This is a genomic window from Arthrobacter sp. PvP103, from assembly GCF_017833075.1.
Lineage (GTDB): Bacteria > Actinomycetota > Actinomycetes > Actinomycetales > Micrococcaceae > Arthrobacter.
The window spans coordinates 2,347,460-2,364,221 of the sequence record NZ_JAFIBQ010000001.1; the positions used below are offsets into that span (position 1 = coordinate 2,347,460).

The window sequence follows — 16,762 nt, forward strand, 5'->3', positions numbered from 1 at the left end:
CCTGTTGCTGCCTAGTTGGGCGGGGCGGCAGCGTCCATGTCTCTAAAGACCTGTTGCGCTGTCTTGAAGGCGGTGTTGGCGGAGGGAACTCCGCAGTAAATGGCGGTCTGCAGCAGGATTTCCTTGATCTCGTCCCTGCTCAGGCCGTTGGTGATGGCTGCGCGGATGTGCATCGCCAGTTCTTCCCAGTGCCCGTGCGCCACCATGGCAGTGATCGTGACGGCGGAGCGCATCTGCCGGGTCAGGCCCGGCCGGGTCCAGATGCCACCCCACGCGATGCGGGTGATCATGTCCTGGAAGTCTTCGGTGAAGGAGTCCTTGTTGGCGTTGGCGCGGTCAACGTGCGCGGCGCCCAGCACCTCGCGGCGAACCACCATGCCGCCGTCGTAGATGTCCTGGCTGGTGGCACCCGGCTGGACGACCCCGTGCCGTTCCGGGCCGGCGGGCGCCCCGCCGGGGGTCTCGGGGCCGGTCACTTGGCCGCTCCGCTGGTTTCACTCCAGGTGATGAGGCTCCGCAGAAGTTCGGCAACATGGGCGGGCGCCTCGAACGGAGCCAGATGTGCCACTCCCTCCAGTGTCACGGCGTTTGCGGTGCCGCCGCCGGCGGTGATTCCTTCGACGATCTCCTTGGCAAACGACGGCGGCGCAACCGCGTCCTCCACGCCGGCCACAGCCTGCGTGGGAACACGGATGCTGCCCAGCTCGGCGCGGACGTCGAAGCCGGCAAGGGCTTCGCAGCAGAAGGCATAGCTGAAACGGTCGGCATCGCGCAGGGAGTGCAGGAGCCGGCCGCTGAGCTCCGGTTCGCGATCCATGAAGCCGGGCGCGAACCAGCGCTCGGCTGAACCCTGGATCATCACGGGCGTGCCCTGGGTGCGGACGGTCTCCGCGCGCTCCAGCCAGCCTTCGGGCGTGCCGATCTTGGCACCGGTGCACTGCACCGACAGGCTCTTGAGGCGTTCGCCGTGCTTGATTCCCAGCTGCAGGCCGATGGCACCGCCGAGGGACACGCCGGCGTAATGGAACCTCTCGCCCGGGGCAATCGAGTCAACAAGGTCGACGACGGCGTCAGCCAGTTCGGCGACGTCGAACGTTTCCTTCGCAGCCGGTGACACGCCGTGGCCGGGCAGGTCCCAGGCGACGACGTCGTGGTCGGTGCCGAGGAGCGCGCCAGCCTGGCTCCACAGCAGTGAGGACGTCCCCAGCGACGGGCCCACCACCAGCAAGGGCTTGTCCCCCAGCGGGCGCTGGGGCGAGAGCAGTACTGCCTTGACTGTTGGTCTAGCCACGGGGGTCTCCGTTCAGGTCTGTTTCGGTAGTGGTTCCGGCGGGAATGGGCCGGCCTGCGTCAGCCGGTGGTTCACCGCTGCCGGCAAAGTCGGGGAAAGCGGCCAGGATGCGGCGGGAAATTTCGCCGGCCTGGCCCAGGTAGCTGGCGGGATCCAGGAGTTCTTCCAGCTGTTCGTCGGACAGGGCGCTGGCCGGGGCGGCCTCCCGCAGCAGTCGGCGGTATGTTCCGGACTGCTCGGCGGGCGGGGCCTGGAGCGTCCGGTCCACCACGTCCTGGAGCTGTTGCTTGCCGGTGCGGCCGTCCCGTTCTTCGAGCAGCGGCGCCACGGCGGCGGATACTCCCTCGCTGAGCAGCAGCGGCCCGGACAGTTCGAGGTTGCGGCGCATGGCATCCGGGAAGACCTGAAGGCCCTCCGCGAGTTCCCGCAGGTGCCCGGCGGCGCCGAGTGCCAGCCGAAGGAGCTGGCGGAAGGCCGGCCATTCGCTGTGCCAGGCGCCGTCGGGACGTTCATCGTTGAAATTGGCCGCTGCCAGGTGCAGCTGCGCGGCCTGGCCGGGTGCCTGCAGCGCGGCGCTGCGAACCAGCACGGACAGCACGGGGTTCTGCTTCTGCGGCATGGCCGAGGACACTCCGCGACCGGCGGCCCGGGGTTCGGCGAGCTCTCCCACCTCCGGCCGGCTGAGGAACAGCACGTCGCCGGCGATCTTGCCCAGCGCGTCCGTCACCGCTGCCAGGGCATCGCCCAGCGATGTCACAGCCAGCCGGTTGGTGTGCCACGGACCCGGTGCCACCGCAAGGCCAAGGTGCGCGGCCAGGTTGCCCGACAGGTCGAAGGGCGTATCCACCGATCCCTTGGTGAGCACCGTCCCGGCCGCAAGCGTTCCCGCGGCGCCGCCCGTCTGCAGCGGCAGCTCCACCGCCTCGAGGCGCCGGACAGCGGCGGCCAGTCCGTGGAACCACTGCGCCGCCTTGAGCCCGAACGTAAACGGCAGCGAGTGCTGCGTCAGGCTCCTGCCCACGCACAGCGTGTCCGCATGCTGCTCCGCAAAGACCGCCAGCGCCGTCGTGATTGCACGAACGTCAGTCATGAGTGCGGTCACGGCGTTCCTGGCCAGCAGCATCAGCGCCGAGTCCAGCACATCCTGGCTGGTCAGCGAGGCGTGCACCGCACGCAGTGCTCCAACGCTCTCCGTGTCCAGTGCCTTGACCTCCGCGCGGAGGTCAGCCAGCAGCGGGATGACCGGATTGGCCCCACCCTGCGCGCGGACGGCGATGCCGGCCACGTCATAGCGGTCCACGTCCGCGGCGGCATCCACGACGGCGGCAGAGCCGGCTGGCGCGAGGCCGGCCTTCTCCAGTACCGAGGCCCAGCCGGCCTCGACGGCGAGGATCGCCGCAAGGACCGCACGGTCCCCCGTCAGCACCGCCACCGAGGGCGACGCCGACACGGGGCTAAGGAGTCCGACGTCGCCATCCGACAGGTGGGAAGCAGTCACTGCGCGGCGCCCCCGGCAGCCGCACCCTCGAAGTCGAGGAACACGGTTTCACCCTCGCCCTGCAGCCGGATATCCCAGGTGAGTCCGCCATCGGCGTCGCGGCGCGCAATCAGCGTGCTGCGGCGTTCGGGATCCAGGGAGGACAGCAGCGGATCGGCCGCCAAAGCTTCCTCGTTCTCCGGCAGGTACACCCGGGTGAAGAGCCGGTTCATCAGGCCGCGGGCAAACACGGCCACGGAAATAAACGGAGCCGCCGCTGGTTTTCCGGGAACCGGCTCGGTGGGGCCGGGATTGACCGTGGTGAAGGTGTACACGCCGGTGTTGCCCACCGCGCTCCGGCCGAAGCCGGTGAACGTGTAGCCGTCGCGGACCAGCGAACCGGTCCGGTGTACGACGTTGCCTTCGGAGTCCGGCTGCCAGATTTCCAGGATCGCGTCCGGGATGGGGTGGCCGGCGCCGTCGTACACCGTGCCCTGCAGCCGGATGGAGCCCGGCGAACCAGGAGCCAGCAGTTCACGGTCCTTCTCGTACGGGAGGGCGTAGCCGTAGAAGGGGCCTACGGTCTGGCCGGGGGTGGGGGTCAGCTTCGTGGGGTTGCTCATCCGACTACTCCTCGCCTTCTGTGCCAAATGCTTCGTTTTCGGTCCAGGTTCGCTTGGAGCCCGTCAGGACAATGTCCCACTTGTAGCCGATCGCCCACTCAGGCTGGGTGAGGTCGTGGTCGTAGGTGGCCACCAGGCGGTCCCGGGCATCCTGGTCAACGATGGACTGGTAGATGGGGTCCAGCGGGAAGAGCTGGTCACCGGGGAAGTACATCTGAGTGACGATGCGCTGGGTGAACTCCTGCCCGAAGAGCGAGAAGTGGATGTGCGCCGGCCGCCAGGCATTGAGGTGGTTCTTCCACGGGTACGCGCCGGGCTTGATGGTGGTGAAGCTGTAGGAGCCGTCGGCACCGGTGATGCAGCGGCCCACGCCGGTGAAGTTGGGATCCAGCGGGGCGGGGTGCTGGTCCCGTTTGTGGATGTAGCGGCCGGCGGAGTTGGCCTGCCAGATCTCCACGAGCTGTCCCGCTACGGGACGGCCGTCGCCGTCGAGCACACGGCCGGACACAAGGATGCGTTCACCCAGGGGTTCCCCGTTGTGCTGGATGGTCAGGTCCGATTCCAGCGCGTGAACGTCCATGTGCCCGAAGGCCGGTGAGAACAGTTCGATGGTTTCCGGGTCCGCGTGGTGCAGGTCCTTGGTCGGGTGGCGCAGGACGCTGCTGCGGTACGGTGCGTAGTCCAGCCGGGGCTGGATTTCCGCCTTGGCTCCGTTCTTGAGCGCCTCCGCATATGCTTCGCCGATCGACTTCATTTCTGCGCTGAGGTCCGCCTGCGATTCCACAGCGGCGTCAAGCGGCGCATAGGTCTTCGGTGCGGCTCCGGTTCCGGCCTCGGGCGCCGCGTCCGACACGTCTTCGGTGATCGGGTCGGCATTGAAAATTTCAAGGTTGATGTCTTCAGGCACAGCAGCCTCCTTTCAGTTGTTGTTGATGGTTGGTGGTGATGGCTGGTCTGTTCAGCTGGTGCGGCCCAGCCGGTGCAGGTGGTCGTACTGGACGGCATGCCGGACCGGCGCGTTGGGCGCCCCATAGCCGTCGTAGCCGCCGCGGCGCTCCACCATTTCGAAGAAGACGCTGCCCACGGTGGCGGTGTAGAAGTGCAGGAACTCACCGTCGGCGTCGCGGTCGTACAAGAGGTTGAGCTCCCGGAGCGTGGCCAGGAAGGCGGGGTCGAGGTCGAACCGCGCGTCCAGGTCCTCGTAGTAGTTGGCCGGGATCTGCAGGAAATCCAGGCCCCGGTCCCGGGCTGCGCGGGCTGCCTCCACGAGGTCGTCCACGGCGAAGGCGATGTGCTCCTGGTAGGTCTTCCGGTGCGCGGTGCCCGAATCCGCGCCGTCCTGCTGGATCACCGGGGCAAGGTTCAGCACCAGGCGCACGGCACGGTCGGCCGTCAGCATCACCTGGGAGCGCACCAGTCCGCTGGGGCTGGGCACCTCCGCGAACGGCTGCGGCTCCAGGGCCAGGGCGCTGGTGTAGAACAGCACAGCTTCGTCAAAGTGCTGCCACGGCTGGGCGAGGTTCACGTGGTCGATCACCGCGTTGCGTCCGCCGGCGCCCGGAAACTCCAGCCCTTCGCCGAACTCGCGGGTCCAGGCTGCGGTGCCGTCCGGGCTGCCCTGGCAGAGGAAGATCTCGGTGGAGTCCGGCGCAGCGAATCCCTGGAACACTTCTTCGTCGGCCTGGCTCTTGCGGGGCACGGCGGGCGCCTTGAGCTGCTGGGCGCGGGCCGCGGCGATCACGGGAGAATCGACATCGAAGCCGAGGGCGGCAATCGCTGGCGAAGAGTCCCCGGCGCCTGCCGAAGCCTCATTGATGATCACGCGTGCGTGGCCCATGCTCCACAATTGCACGTCCTTGGTGCGGTGTCTGCCGTTGAATTCAAATCCCAGTTGTCCCAGCACCTTTTCCAGGCCCGCGGTGTCGGCCGCTTTGACCTCGGCGAAGTTGAAACCGGCCGGTTCGGCCACCTGCGGGAGGGTGGCCAGTTCCATGGGATAGCGACGGCGGCCGGCCGCTTTTTCGTTTGCGTCCAGCCATTTGGCACTTTGCTCCTCCAGCCAGATCAGCGAGCGCATGGCGTCCACTGCCGTGCGTTCGACGTCGGACTGGCGGAAGACGTCATTGAAGACCTCCAGCGAGACCGGTCCGGTGTATCCGGCGCGCACCACGTGGCCCATGAATTTGGCGAGCTCAAACTGGCCCTCGCCCGGGAAGACCCGGTAATGGCGGCTCCAGGACAGGACGTCCATGGACAGCTTTGGAGCGTCGGCCACCTGGACGAAGAATATCTTGTCCGCACTGAACGCTTCGATGGGCGCCGTGTCCCAGTCCCGGGAAAGGATGTGGAAGGAATCCAGGCAGGTGCCCAGGTTCGGGTGGTCCACGGTCTCCACCAGGCGGTGGGCGTGCTCGTAATCATTGACGTACTTGCCCCAGGCGAGTGCCTCGTAGGCCACCTTCACGCCGTGGTCCGCGGCGAGTCCGGCGAGCCGGGCCAGCTGTTCGGCGCGCAGGGAGTCGTCGTCGATGGTCGCCGTGCCGACGTTGGAGCAGACCAGGATGGTGTCCATGCCCAGGCGGGACATCAGCTTGAACTTGGCCCCGGCCCGGCGGAGGTTGGCGGCGAGGAGGTCCTCGGGGACGCTGTCGAAGTCGCGGAACGGCTGGTAGAGGTCCAGTGTCAGGCCCAGGTCCGCGGCTGTCTTCCGGATGTCCTCGGGGCTAAGGGAGGACGTCACCAGGTCCTGCTCGAAGATTTCGATTCCGTCGAAGCCGGCGATGGCGCATGCCTGCATTTTTTCCTTGAGCGTGCCGGACAGGCACACGGTGGCGATTCCGGTGCGCATCAGGCGGTCACCTCTTCGGCGGCAACGAGTTCCAGGAAATGGGCGCGCATGCGGTCCGCGTCGGCCTCGAGGCCGGTGAAGATCCGGAAGGCGTCGGCTGCCTGGCCCACGGCCATGCGTCCGCCGTCAAGTACCTCGCAGCCTTTGGCGCGGGCTTCACGGACCAGTTCGGTGTCGATCGGGCGGTAGACAATGTCCGCAACCCAGTGCCGGGACTCCAGCAGTGACAGATCCAGCGGCGCGCCCGGGTGCGCGGCCATGCCCACGGGAGTGCAGTGCACCAGGCCGTCGGCGAGCGGCATCAGCTGCGGCAGCTCCGCCGTCGTGCGGGCCGTAACCGAGCTGTCGGGGAAGAACCCGGCCAGTTCGGCGGCGCGCTCGGCGCAGCGGGCGGCATCCGTGTCCACGAGGTCAAGGTGGCGGACGCCGGCGGTGAGAAGGGCGTACGCGACGGCTGAACCGGCGCCGCCGGCACCCAGCTGGACTACGCGGTCAAGCTTTGCATCGGGCAGCCCGGAGGCGAGGGCGGCCGCGAAGCCGGAGAAGTCGGTGTTGTGGCCGGTGAAGCGGCCGTCCCGGATGATCACGGTGTTGACAGCACCCAGGCGGCGGGCGTCCGGTGCAATTTCATCGAGGTGGTCCAGGACCAGCTGCTTGCACGGGTGCGTGATGTTCAGCCCGTTGAAGCCCATGCGGTGGGCACTCTGCAGGAGCTCGCCCACCGATTCACCCGGCAGGCCCAGCTCCAGCAGGTCGATGGGGCGGTAGAGGTACCGCAGGCCCTGCACGTCGCCTTCGCGCTCGTGCATGTGGGGCGTGAGCGACGGCATCACGCCATCACCTACGAGGCCCACCAAAAAGGACTCTGCTCGATTGCTCATCCGTATAGCTCCTTTGACAACGGCACTCGGCGTACCGGGGACGCGCTGGGCGCCGGCGGCGTGCCGGGTGATAGGGATTACAGTACAGGAAATGTTCATATATTGCACTGATGTTCTTATGACGAACAAAAGACGACGCCGACGACCACCACTGCGGGCGGCCCGGCTTATCTCTGCGGCAGCCTTGCAGACAGTTCCGCAGCGGCCTCTTGGAGCACGGGGACAAGGGCCACCAGATCCTCCAGGCCGAGCCGGAAGACCGGAACCGCCGTGGCCAGCGACGCGAAGGCGTAGCCCTGGGCATTGAAGACAGGAACGGCCACGGCGCGCATGCCAAGCTCATTCTCCTCATCCATGACGGCGTAGCCGCGACGGCGGACCTGCTCGATCTCGGACCGGAAGGCCTCCCGGTCCGTGATGGAAAATTCCGTCAGCGGCTCAAGTTCCAACTCCTCCACCAGGCGCTTCCGCTCGGCATCCTCGGCAAAAGCCACCAGCGCCTTGCCCACCGACGTAGTGTGGAGGGCACCCAGATGCCCGGGATCACTCGTGACGCGGAACGTCTGCGGCCCGTCCACCTTGTTGACGGTGAGGTGATGGTTTCCGTCGCGGACAGAGAGGATGGTCGCTTCCCCGGTCTTCTCAGTGACCCGGCGAAGGATAGGCAGCGCCGTTCCGGCAAATCCATGGTGGTTGGATACGCGCTGGCCCAGTTGGAAGACGCGCAGGCCCAGATGGTAGCGGCGGCCGTCCGGCTCGTAGTCCACAAAACCGTCGCGCGTGAGCGAGCCCAGCAGCCGGTACGTGGTGCTGAACGGAAGCTCCGCCCGCCGGGACAGCTCCGCAGCACTGGCGCCCCGCGGCTCATCACCCAGCAGGACGAGAAGACCCAGGGCCTTGCCCACCATGTCCGTCCGGGAGTCATCCTTTGCAGCCCTGGGCGCCTTCGCCGTTGCGGCTGTTCCATCCGTGGCCGCGGCGGCTGTTCCGGCGGCTTCCAGCCCTGTGGTTTGATTCACACTCATAGTTCGATGTTGCCACATTGTGAGAGCTATTTCTAGATAGTGATCATTTTTCTTGACAGGTGACAGCCCTCACAGTCATCATTGCTATATCGCACAAGTAGCTCCCACCATGTGGCTACTCGTCCGGGTCTTCACACGGACCACCGGCCGCCGCCAGCAAGGGCCCACCAATCAAGGCCTGGCCCCCCACGTGCGGCAGCTGCGAAAATCCTGATCCATCCGCGACAATGTCGTCACACAAAGGAACACCATGAGCCAGACACTCCCGTCCACGACGCCGGGCACCGTTGCACCGGCCGGGACACCGAAGAAGGCGGCCCTCGCCAGCTTCCTGGGAAGCGCCGTCGAGTACTACGACTTCTTCATCTTCGGTTCAGCCGCAGCGCTGATCTTCCCGCACGTGTTTTTCCCCAATGCTGATGCCAACGCCGCCATCATGTCCTTTGCCACCTTTGGCTTTGCCTACGTGGCACGCCCGGTGGGCGCCGTCATCCTGGGCCACTTCGGCGACCGGGTGGGCCGGCAGAAGGTCCTGATGTTCACCCTGGTGCTGATGGGAGCCTCAACCTTCGTCATCGGCTGCCTCCCCGACTTCAACACGGTGGGGTGGTGGGCTCCCGCCCTGCTGGTGCTTGCCCGCCTGTGCCAGGGCCTCTCCGCAGCCGGCGAGCAGGCCGGTGCGTCTTCCATGACCTTGGAACATGCCCCGGACAACCGCCGTTCCTTCTTCACCTCCTGGACCCTCACCGGCACCCAGGGCGGCCAGATCCTCGCCGCCCTCGTCTTCATCCCCGTGCTCGCCCTCCCGGACGAGGTCAAGTACGGCATCGGCTGGCGCATCCCGTTCTGGCTCAGCGCCGTAGTGGTCCTGGTGGCCTTCTTCATCCGCCGCACCCTGCACGAGCCGCCGGCATTCGCCGAAGCCCAGAAATCCGCCGCCATCTCCAAGCTGCCGGTGGCCGACCTGCTGAAGCACCACTGGCGCGACGTCCTCCGGGTTGTGGCCTGCGCATTCATCGCCGCCGTGTCCACCGTGTTCGGCACGCTGGCCATCAGCTACGCCAAGACCGTGGCCGGCGTTGACGGCACCACCACCCTGTGGCTCGTGGTCGGCGCCAACTTCGTGGCCCTCGGCACCCAGCCGCTGTTCGGCATGCTGTCGGACAAGATCGGACGCAAGCCCGTCTTCATCTATGGCGCAGTGGCCAGCGCCGTCCTGACTCCGGTGTTCCTGCTGAGCCTCGAATCCGGCAGCGTCCCGCTGATGTTCCTGGCCGCCATCGGCTTCTTCTCCTTCGGTTACGCAGCCTCCAACGCAGTCTGGCCGTCCTTCTACGCCGAGATGTTCAGCACCAAGGTCCGCTTCTCCGGCCTGGCCATCGGTACCCAGCTCGGCTTCCTGATGGCCGGTTTCGCCCCGGCGATCGTGGCTGCAATGGGCGGCATCAAGCCCGGCGGCTGGGTCCAGATCAGCATCTTCACGGCAGTCATCTGCGGTATCGCGGCGATTTCGGCCCTCACGGCCAAGGAATCCTTCAAGACTCCCACCCGGGAGCTCGGCCTGAAGTAAGCCGCGTTCCCTCAAAGGGACAGTAGACGCACGACGGCGGCCCGTCCCCTCCCGGGGGGCGGCCGCCTGGGTTTAGGCGCCGTCTAGGTGGCCAGCACCTCGGCGAGGTCGTACTTGAGGGGCTCTTCCAGCTGCTCGTAGGTGCAGGAGGCAGGGTCCCGGTCGGGGCGCCAGCGGACAAACTGGGCCGTGTGCCGGAACCGTTCGCCCTCCATGTGGTCGTATTTCACTTCCAGCACACGCTCGGGCCGGAGCGGGATGAAGGACAGGTCCTTGCCAGCGCTCCACCGGCTGCCCTCGGCGTTCCGCGGCGTCCGGCTGCCTTCCTCCTGCTTGGCCCAGGCCCAGGGGTGGCCGTCGAAGCCAGCCACCAGGGGCTGGAGTTCCTCGAACAGGTCCTTGCGGCGCTGCATGGGGAAGGCGCCCACCACGCCCACGCTGGCCAGCTGGCCGTCGCCGTTGTAGAGCCCCAGCAGCAGGGAACCGATCCGGTCCGGTCCGCTGGTGTGCACGCGGTAGCCGGCCAGGACGCAGTCCGCCGTGCGTTCGTGCTTGACCTTGAGCATCACGCGTTTGTCCGGCTGGTAGCTGCCGTCCAGTGCCTTGGCCACAATGCCGTCGAGTCCGGCGCCCTCGAACCTGTGGAACCACTGCTGAGCTGTGCCGTTGTCCCGGGTGGTGGAAGTCAGGTGGATCGGCGCGGCACTGCCCGCGAGGGCCTTCTCCAGCATGCTGCGCCGCTCCGAGAACGGGCGGCCGGTGAGGTCCTCGTCGTCGAGCGCCAGCAGGTCGAACGCCACAAAGCTGGCCGGAGTCTGGGCGGCGAGGAGCCTGACCCGGCTGGCGGCGGGGTGGATCCGCTGCTGGAGCGCCTCGAAGTCCAGCCGGTCACCGGAGGCACCCACCAGGATGATTTCGCCGTCCAGGACGCAGCGGGGCGGCAGGTTCGCCTTCAGCGCCTCTACGAGTTCGGGGAAGTAGCGGGTCATGGGCTTGCCGTTGCGGCTGCCGATCTCCACCTCGTCGCCGTCGCGGAAGATGATGGACCGGAAGCCGTCCCACTTGGGTTCAAAGCTCCATTTCGGGCCGGAATCCGGGACTTCGGGCAGGGCGCTGACGGCTTTGGCGAGCATGGGCGCGATCGGGGGCATCACCGGCAGTTGCATAACGCCCATTCTTACCCGCCGGTACGCGTCGCACCACCCCCGCAGGGCCGGAACCTCCGCAGCAGCGCTCAGGCGGGTCGGGGGTCCGGCGGCTACAGGGCTTTGACCGCCCCCAGCACCTTGGTCAGCGAGTCCTTGGCGTCACCGAACAGGAGCGTGGTCTGCGGTTCGTAGAGCAGTTCGTTCTCGATGCCCGCGAAGCCGGGGCGCATGGAGCGCTTGAGGAAGACCACCTGGCGGGCGTCGGCCACTTCCAGGATGGGCATCCCGAAGATGGGCGAGCCGGAGGAGGTCTTCGCGGCGGGATTGACCACGTCGTTGGCGCCCACCACCAGGGCAACATCGGCGGTTTTGAATTCCGAGTTGATCTCGGTCATTTCCTTCAGTTCCTCGTACGGCACGTTCGCTTCGGCCAGGAGCACGTTCATGTGCCCGGGCATCCGGCCGGCCACGGGATGGATGGCAAAGTCCACCTGGATTCCGCGCAACTGCAGGGCCTTGGCCAGTTCCGCGGCGGTATGCTGGCCCTGCGCCACGGCCAGGCCGTAGCCGGGAACAATGATCACGCGCTGCGCGTAACCCAGCAGCACGGCGACGTCCTCCGCGCTGGAGGAGCGCACCGGGCGCTCACTGACGGCGGTGGAGCCTGCCGTCGATCCTCCCCTGAACGCCCCGAACAGGATGCCCGCCACACTGCGGCCCATGGCGGCAGCCATGGCCCGGGTCAGGATGGTACCGGAGGCACCCACGAGCGTGCCGGCCACAAGCAGCAGCACGTTGCCCAGCACCAGGCCCGAGGCCGCGACGGCCAGGCCGGTGAAGGCATTCAGCAGCGAAATCACGATCGGCACGTCCGCGCCGCCCACAGGCAGCACCAGCAAGATGCCCGCGGCGAGTCCCAGCACCAGCAGCACCAGGGCCAGAGGCAGCGAACCAATCAGAACGACGGCGGTGCCGGCACCCACGGCGGCGAGCAGCACCGAGCCCATGATCACCGGCAGTCCGGGGAAGACCACCGGCCGGGTGGTCATGAGTTCCTGCAGCTTGGCGAACGTGACGGCGGAACCGGCGAAGGACACCGCGCCCACCAGCAGGGTGAAGGCAATGGCCAGCCGGACCCACGCGTCCTCCGTATGGGCGAGTTCAAGCAACGCCACGAGGGCGGCGGCGCCGCCTCCCACTCCGTTGAAGGCGGCAACGAGCTGCGGCATCTGGGTCATCTTGACGCGCCGTGCCACCGGAGCAGCCACGGCGGAGCCCACGGCAATCGCCCCGAGGATCCACGGGATGTTGTCCAGCCGGGCCGAAAGAAACACGGTGGCTACGCCCAGTAAAGCTCCGGCGGCGCCCACGAGGTTGCCGCGGCGGGCGGTGCGGGGCGAGTTCAGGCCCATGAGGGCCAGGATGAACAAGACTGCGGCCACCAGGTAGAGGAGTCCCGTCCAAGTCGGGTCCAGGATGCTCATCGCGGGCCCGTCCCGTCTTTGCGGCCGCGGAACATCTCCAGCATGCGGTCCGTCACCACGAAGCCACCCACCAGGTTGGCCGTGGCCAGCACCACGGCGAGCAGCGCGACGCCGAGGACCCACGGGTCCGCGGCCTGCCCGGCCACGATGATGGCCCCCACCAGGATGATCCCGTGGATGGCATTGGCCCCGGACATCAGCGGTGTGTGCAGGGTGCTGGACACCTTCGAGACCACTTCGAAGCCCACGAAGACCGCCAGCACGGTGATCGTGAGCAGGCTGATGCCGTCCATCAGGCCACCCCTTCGTTATCGGACCGGCGGTTCCCGGGATCAGTGGGAAGCGGGTCAGCGGGAACCGCTGCACCGGGACCCGCTGCCAGCGCCTCCGCCGTGGGCGCGTGCCTAACCTCGCCGTCGTGCGTCAGGCACGTGCCGGCCACCACCTCGTCCCCGAAGTCCAGGGACAGGGTTCCGCCGCGGACCACCAGGGCGAGCAGGTTGGCCACGTTCTTCGCATAAAGCCGGGAGGCGTCGGCGGGCATGGCGGAGGCGGCGTCCTTCAGGCCCACCAGCGTCACCGTGCCCTGGCCGTCGGCGGTGTCCACCTGGATGTCCCGGCCGGCCACCGATCCCTCCACGTTGCCGCCGGACTCCGCTGCGAGGTCCACCACGACGGATCCGGGCCGCATTCCCTGCACCATTTGCCGGCTCACCAGGAGCGGGGCCCTCCGGCCGGGGACGGCCGCCGTCGTAATCAGCACATCCGCCTGGGCCACATGCGGTGCCAGGAGCTGCCGCTGCAGGGCGCCGCGGTCCGCACTGAGCTCGCGGGCATAGCCGCCCGCGGCCTCTGCCGTCTCCAGGTCGAGCTTGATGAACGTGCCGCCCATCGAGGCGACCTCGTCGGCCGAGGCGGGCCGGATGTCGTTCGCGGAGACCCGCGCGCCCAGCCGTTTTGCCGTGCCGATGGCCTGCAGGCCGGCCACACCGACGCCGAGCACCAGCACGCGTGCCGGCGGAACGGTGCCCGCCGCCGTCATAAAGAGCGGGAAGAACCTCGGCAGCCGGATGGCCGCTTCCAGTACGCAGCGGTAACCGGCCACGAGGGCCTGGGAGGACAGGGCGTCCATCGACTGCGCCCGGGAAATCCGCGGCACCAGTTCCATCGCGAAGGAGGTCACCCCTGCGGCGGCGAGCGCCCGGACCGTGGGCAATTCGGACGACGGCGACGCGAGGCCCGCGGTGACGGCCCCGCGGCGCAAGGCCGCCGCCGTCGCAGGTTCCAGGGGGCGCACGTGGGCGAGGATGTCGAGTGATCCGGGCTCGAGTACGGGGACGACCCGGGCGCCCGCGCGGACGTACGCCTCGTCGCTGTAGCCGGCCGCGGCTCCCGCCCGGGATTCGACCAGGACCTCAAGGCCCAGGCCAATGAGTTGCTGCACCGTCTCCGGTGTTCCGGCAACCCGCCGCTCGCCCTCACGGTGTTCCCGCGCAATGCCTAGCTTCACCCGCCACTCCCTTTCCAGCGTCATCGCTGTCCCGGCTCATCGCTTCCCCGGGTCGGTACTGGCTAGAGTCTATGCAGAAAGACGCGTAATTCCTCGACACACCTCCTCCCCGCCGGTAGACATTAACGATGGCTACTATCGGTTTTCACGCGTCGCATGAACAGATCAGCCCGGGACAACTGCTCCAGGACGTCCAACTGGCGGAGCAGGCGGGCTTCGACGCCGCCATGTGCTCGGACCACATTGAACCCTGGTCAGCGCGGCAGGGCCACTCCGGCTTCGCCTGGTCCTGGCTGGGGGCTGCGCTGGCCACCACCTCGCTGCGCTTCGGCGTGGTCACAGCTCCCGGCCAGCGCTACCACCCGGCCATCATCGCGCATGCCTCGGCCACCCTTGCGGACATGTTCCCCGGGCGGTTCTGGATGGCGCCGGGGAGCGGGGAAAACATGAATGAACACATCACGGGTGATGCGTGGCCGGCCAAGGAAACACGCCAGCAGCGCCTCGAGGAATGCGTTGATGTCATCCGGCGCCTGCACAACGGCGAAGAAGTCACCCATCACGGACTGGTCACCGTGGAACAGGCACGCCTCTGGGACGTTCCGGAAACCAGGCCGCCGCTCATCGCCCCCGCCATCAGCGTGCAGACAGCCCGGCGTGCGGCGGCCTGGGCGGACGGACTGGTCACCGTCAACCAGCCGCACGCCAAACTGCAGGAGATGCTGGCCGCCTACCGGGACAACGGCGGCAAGGGCAAGGCGGTGCTCCAGATCCACCTGTCCTGGGCGCCGCGGCAAGAGGACGCGGTTTCCGTAGCCCTGGACCAGTGGCGGTCCAACGTCTTCGCGCCGCCCATCCCCTGGGACCTTCCCACAGCGGCCCACTTTGACGGCGTCAGCACCGACGTCGGCGAGGACCAGGTCCGGAAGGCCGTCAACATCTCCTCCAGCCTGGACCAGCACGCCACATGGCTGCAGGAGTACGCGGACCTGGGCTTCGACGAGCTCTACCTGCACTTCGTGGGCCAGCAGCAGAAACCCTTCATCGAAGCGTTTGCCGAACACGTCCTGCCGCATCTGCGGGCCGGCAGCGGGACGCAGGCGGTGACGGCATGAGGATCGCAGAGACGTCCGATCTGTGGTGGAAGAATGCCGTGGTCTACTGCCTGGACCCGGAAACCTTTTTCGACGACGACGGCGACGGCACCGGAGATTTCGGCGGCCTGATTCAGCGCGTGGACTACCTGGCGGCCCTCGGGGTCACGTGCATCTGGCTCATGCCGTTCTACCCCTCGCCGGACCGGGACGACGGCTACGACATTACCGACATGTACGGTGTGGACCCGCGGCTCGGCACCCTGGGCGATGTGGTGGAGTTCATCAGGACGGCGAAGGACCGGGGAATGCGGGTGATCGCGGACTTCGTCATCAACCACACCTCGGACAAGCACCCCTGGTTCAAGGAATCCAGGAAGTCCGTCGACAATCCCTACCGTGACTACTACGTGTGGCGGAAGGACACTCCCCCGGACACGTCGGAACAAGTGGTTTTCCCCGGCGAGGAAACGTCCATCTGGACCCAGGACAAGGCGACGGGCGAGTGGTATCTGCACATGTTCGCCAAGCACCAGCCGGACCTGAATGTCGCCAATCCGAAGGTCCGCGACGAGATCGCCAAGTCCATGGGGTTCTGGCTCCAGATGGGGCTGGACGGATTCCGGCTGGATGCCGTGCCGTTCTTCCTGGAGCTTCAGGGCGTGTCCAAGGAGGACGCGGCCAAGATCGATCCGCACGACTACCTGGCCGCGCTGCGCAGCTTCCTGAACCGGCGCAACGGCAGCGCGGTGCTGCTCGGAGAGGTCAACCTCCCCTACAAGGAGCAGTTGAAATACTTCGGCGGTCCGGACGGCAACGAGCTGAACATGCAGTTCGACTTCCTGAGCATGCAGAACCTCTATCTTTCCCTGGCCAGGGAGGACGCCCGTCCGCTGGCCAAAACCCTGGCCGGCAGGCCGGCCATCCATCCGGACAACCAGTGGGCCATGTTCGTCCGCAACCATGACGAACTGACGCTGGACAAGCTGAGCGACGAGGAACGCGCGGAGGTTTTCGCCGCCTTCGGGCCGGACCCGGACATGCAGATGTACGGGCGGGGACTCCGGCGCCGCCTGCCGCCGATGCTCGACGGCGATCCCACCCGGATCCGAATGGTCTACTCGCTGATGTTCTCCCTCCCCGGAACCCCGGTCCTTTTCTATGGCGAGGAGCTCGGGATGGGTGAGGACCTGCGGGCGAAGGGCCGCTCCGCCGTGCGCTCCCCCATGCAGTGGACTGACACGGCAAACGGCGGGTTCTCCACCGCTCCGGCGGACAAGCTGGTGGCGCAGGTAGTTGACGGCTACTTCGGGCCTAAGAACATCAACGCGGCACAGGCGAAGCGTGACCCGGACTCGTTGTGGAATTTCATCGCCGCACTGATCCGAAGCTACCGGGAGAGTCCGGAGCTTGCCTGGGGCGACTTCGAGCTCATCAAGCAGTCCAATCCCGGAGTGCTCCTGCACAGCTGCACCCGCGCCGGTTCAACGCTGGTCCTGGCGCACAACATGGCCGCGCAGCCGGCCTCCGTCTCGGCAAGGGTTTCCTCGCCGGAAGATCCGGAGGAGGCATTCGGCGGTGCCATCCTGCGGGATCTGCTCGACGGCGACAATGTCCCCTTGGCGGACGACGGCGGCTTCGAACTCGAGCTGGAACGCTACGGCTACCGCTGGTTCCGGATCCAGCACCCCGCCGACAGGCGGATATAGCGCCGAGGCGGATATGACACCGCCGATCAGCCGCGGCGGTGGGCTTCCTTCAGCTGCTTCGGGGCACGGAAACGTCGCGGGCGCGGAAAGCTAACGCGGCCA

At 67.3% G+C, this 16,762-nt stretch carries 15 protein-coding genes; 3 read left to right on the top strand and 12 right to left on the bottom strand.

All coding sequences use genetic code 11. From position 1 onward, the window contains the following. Positions 1–11: 11 nt before the first annotated feature. The 8 genes from pcaC to JOE41_RS10775 form a co-directional block, all read right to left on the bottom strand. A complete protein-coding gene (gene pcaC / locus JOE41_RS10740; RefSeq protein WP_011693897.1) occupies positions 12–476 on the bottom strand; it encodes a 4-carboxymuconolactone decarboxylase in 465 nt (154 codons plus the stop codon). Then, entirely contained in the window at positions 473–1,291 is an 819-nt protein-coding gene (locus JOE41_RS10745) for an alpha/beta fold hydrolase (protein WP_209752342.1), read from the bottom strand. The genes pcaC and JOE41_RS10745 overlap by 4 nt, the downstream gene beginning before the upstream one ends. Continuing rightward, a complete protein-coding gene (locus JOE41_RS10750; protein ID WP_307800690.1) occupies positions 1,284–2,789 on the bottom strand; it encodes an adenylosuccinate lyase family protein in 1,506 nt (501 codons plus the stop codon). Before JOE41_RS10750 ends, JOE41_RS10745 begins: the two co-directional genes overlap by 8 nt. Next, entirely contained in the window at positions 2,786–3,391 is a 606-nt protein-coding gene (gene pcaG, locus JOE41_RS10755) for a protocatechuate 3,4-dioxygenase subunit alpha (RefSeq protein WP_209752343.1), read from the bottom strand. Before pcaG ends, JOE41_RS10750 begins: the two co-directional genes overlap by 4 nt. A 4-nt stretch (positions 3,392–3,395) precedes the next feature. After that, entirely contained in the window at positions 3,396–4,298 is a 903-nt protein-coding gene (gene pcaH, locus JOE41_RS10760; protein ID WP_011693901.1) for a protocatechuate 3,4-dioxygenase subunit beta, read from the bottom strand. Between the two features lie 51 nt (positions 4,299–4,349). Further along, positions 4,350–6,239: a bifunctional sugar phosphate isomerase/epimerase/4-hydroxyphenylpyruvate dioxygenase family protein gene (locus JOE41_RS10765; RefSeq protein WP_209752344.1), complete on the bottom strand. Its 1,890-nt coding sequence runs from the start codon at positions 6,237–6,239 to the stop codon at positions 4,350–4,352. After that, positions 6,239–7,120 carry a shikimate dehydrogenase gene (locus JOE41_RS10770; protein ID WP_011693903.1) on the bottom strand — a complete coding sequence of 294 codons (882 nt, stop codon included), beginning with the start codon at positions 7,118–7,120 and terminating at the stop codon, positions 6,239–6,241. Before JOE41_RS10770 ends, JOE41_RS10765 begins: the two co-directional genes overlap by 1 nt. 167 nt (positions 7,121–7,287) lie before the next feature. Further along, the gene (locus tag JOE41_RS10775) at positions 7,288–8,028 is read right to left on the bottom strand and encodes an IclR family transcriptional regulator (RefSeq protein WP_043431229.1); all 741 of its coding nucleotides are present in this window, start codon (positions 8,026–8,028) and stop codon (positions 7,288–7,290) included. 367 nt (positions 8,029–8,395) lie between these two features. Between JOE41_RS10775 and JOE41_RS10780 the strand changes: the two genes are divergently transcribed. Next, positions 8,396–9,715, top strand: a complete 1,320-nt coding sequence (locus tag JOE41_RS10780; protein ID WP_209752345.1) for an MFS transporter — start codon at positions 8,396–8,398, stop codon at positions 9,713–9,715. Positions 9,716–9,798: 83 nt separating this feature from the next. Here JOE41_RS10780 and JOE41_RS10785 read toward each other — a convergent pair whose 3' ends face one another. The 4 genes from JOE41_RS10785 to JOE41_RS10800 form a co-directional block, all read right to left on the bottom strand. Then, positions 9,799–10,881 carry an ATP-dependent DNA ligase gene (locus JOE41_RS10785; RefSeq protein ID WP_209752346.1) on the bottom strand — a complete coding sequence of 361 codons (1,083 nt, stop codon included), beginning with the start codon at positions 10,879–10,881 and terminating at the stop codon, positions 9,799–9,801. Positions 10,882–10,973: 92 nt separating this feature from the next. Further along, positions 10,974–12,347, bottom strand: coding sequence for an NAD(P)(+) transhydrogenase (Re/Si-specific) subunit beta (locus JOE41_RS10790; RefSeq protein ID WP_209752347.1), 1,374 nt, complete (start codon positions 12,345–12,347; stop codon positions 10,974–10,976). Beyond that, complete coding sequence (locus tag JOE41_RS10795; RefSeq protein WP_011693908.1) at positions 12,344–12,640, bottom strand: NAD(P) transhydrogenase subunit alpha; 297 nt, start codon at positions 12,638–12,640, stop codon at positions 12,344–12,346. Before JOE41_RS10795 ends, JOE41_RS10790 begins: the two co-directional genes overlap by 4 nt. Further along, the gene (locus JOE41_RS10800; protein ID WP_307800691.1) at positions 12,640–13,857 is read right to left on the bottom strand and encodes a Re/Si-specific NAD(P)(+) transhydrogenase subunit alpha; all 1,218 of its coding nucleotides are present in this window, start codon (positions 13,855–13,857) and stop codon (positions 12,640–12,642) included. The genes JOE41_RS10795 and JOE41_RS10800 overlap by 1 nt, the downstream gene beginning before the upstream one ends. Before the next feature lie 128 nt (positions 13,858–13,985). Here JOE41_RS10800 and JOE41_RS10805 point away from each other — a divergent pair, with 128 nt between their 5' ends. Then, on the top strand, positions 13,986–14,972 hold the full coding sequence (locus JOE41_RS10805) for a TIGR03885 family FMN-dependent LLM class oxidoreductase (RefSeq protein WP_209752349.1): 987 nt from the start codon (positions 13,986–13,988) through the stop codon (positions 14,970–14,972). Continuing rightward, positions 14,969–16,660 (top strand): alpha-amylase family protein, encoded by a 1,692-nt coding sequence (locus JOE41_RS10810; protein ID WP_209752350.1) that lies wholly within the window; start codon positions 14,969–14,971, stop codon positions 16,658–16,660. The genes JOE41_RS10805 and JOE41_RS10810 overlap by 4 nt, the downstream gene beginning before the upstream one ends. The last annotated feature ends 102 nt before the right edge of the window (positions 16,661–16,762 follow it).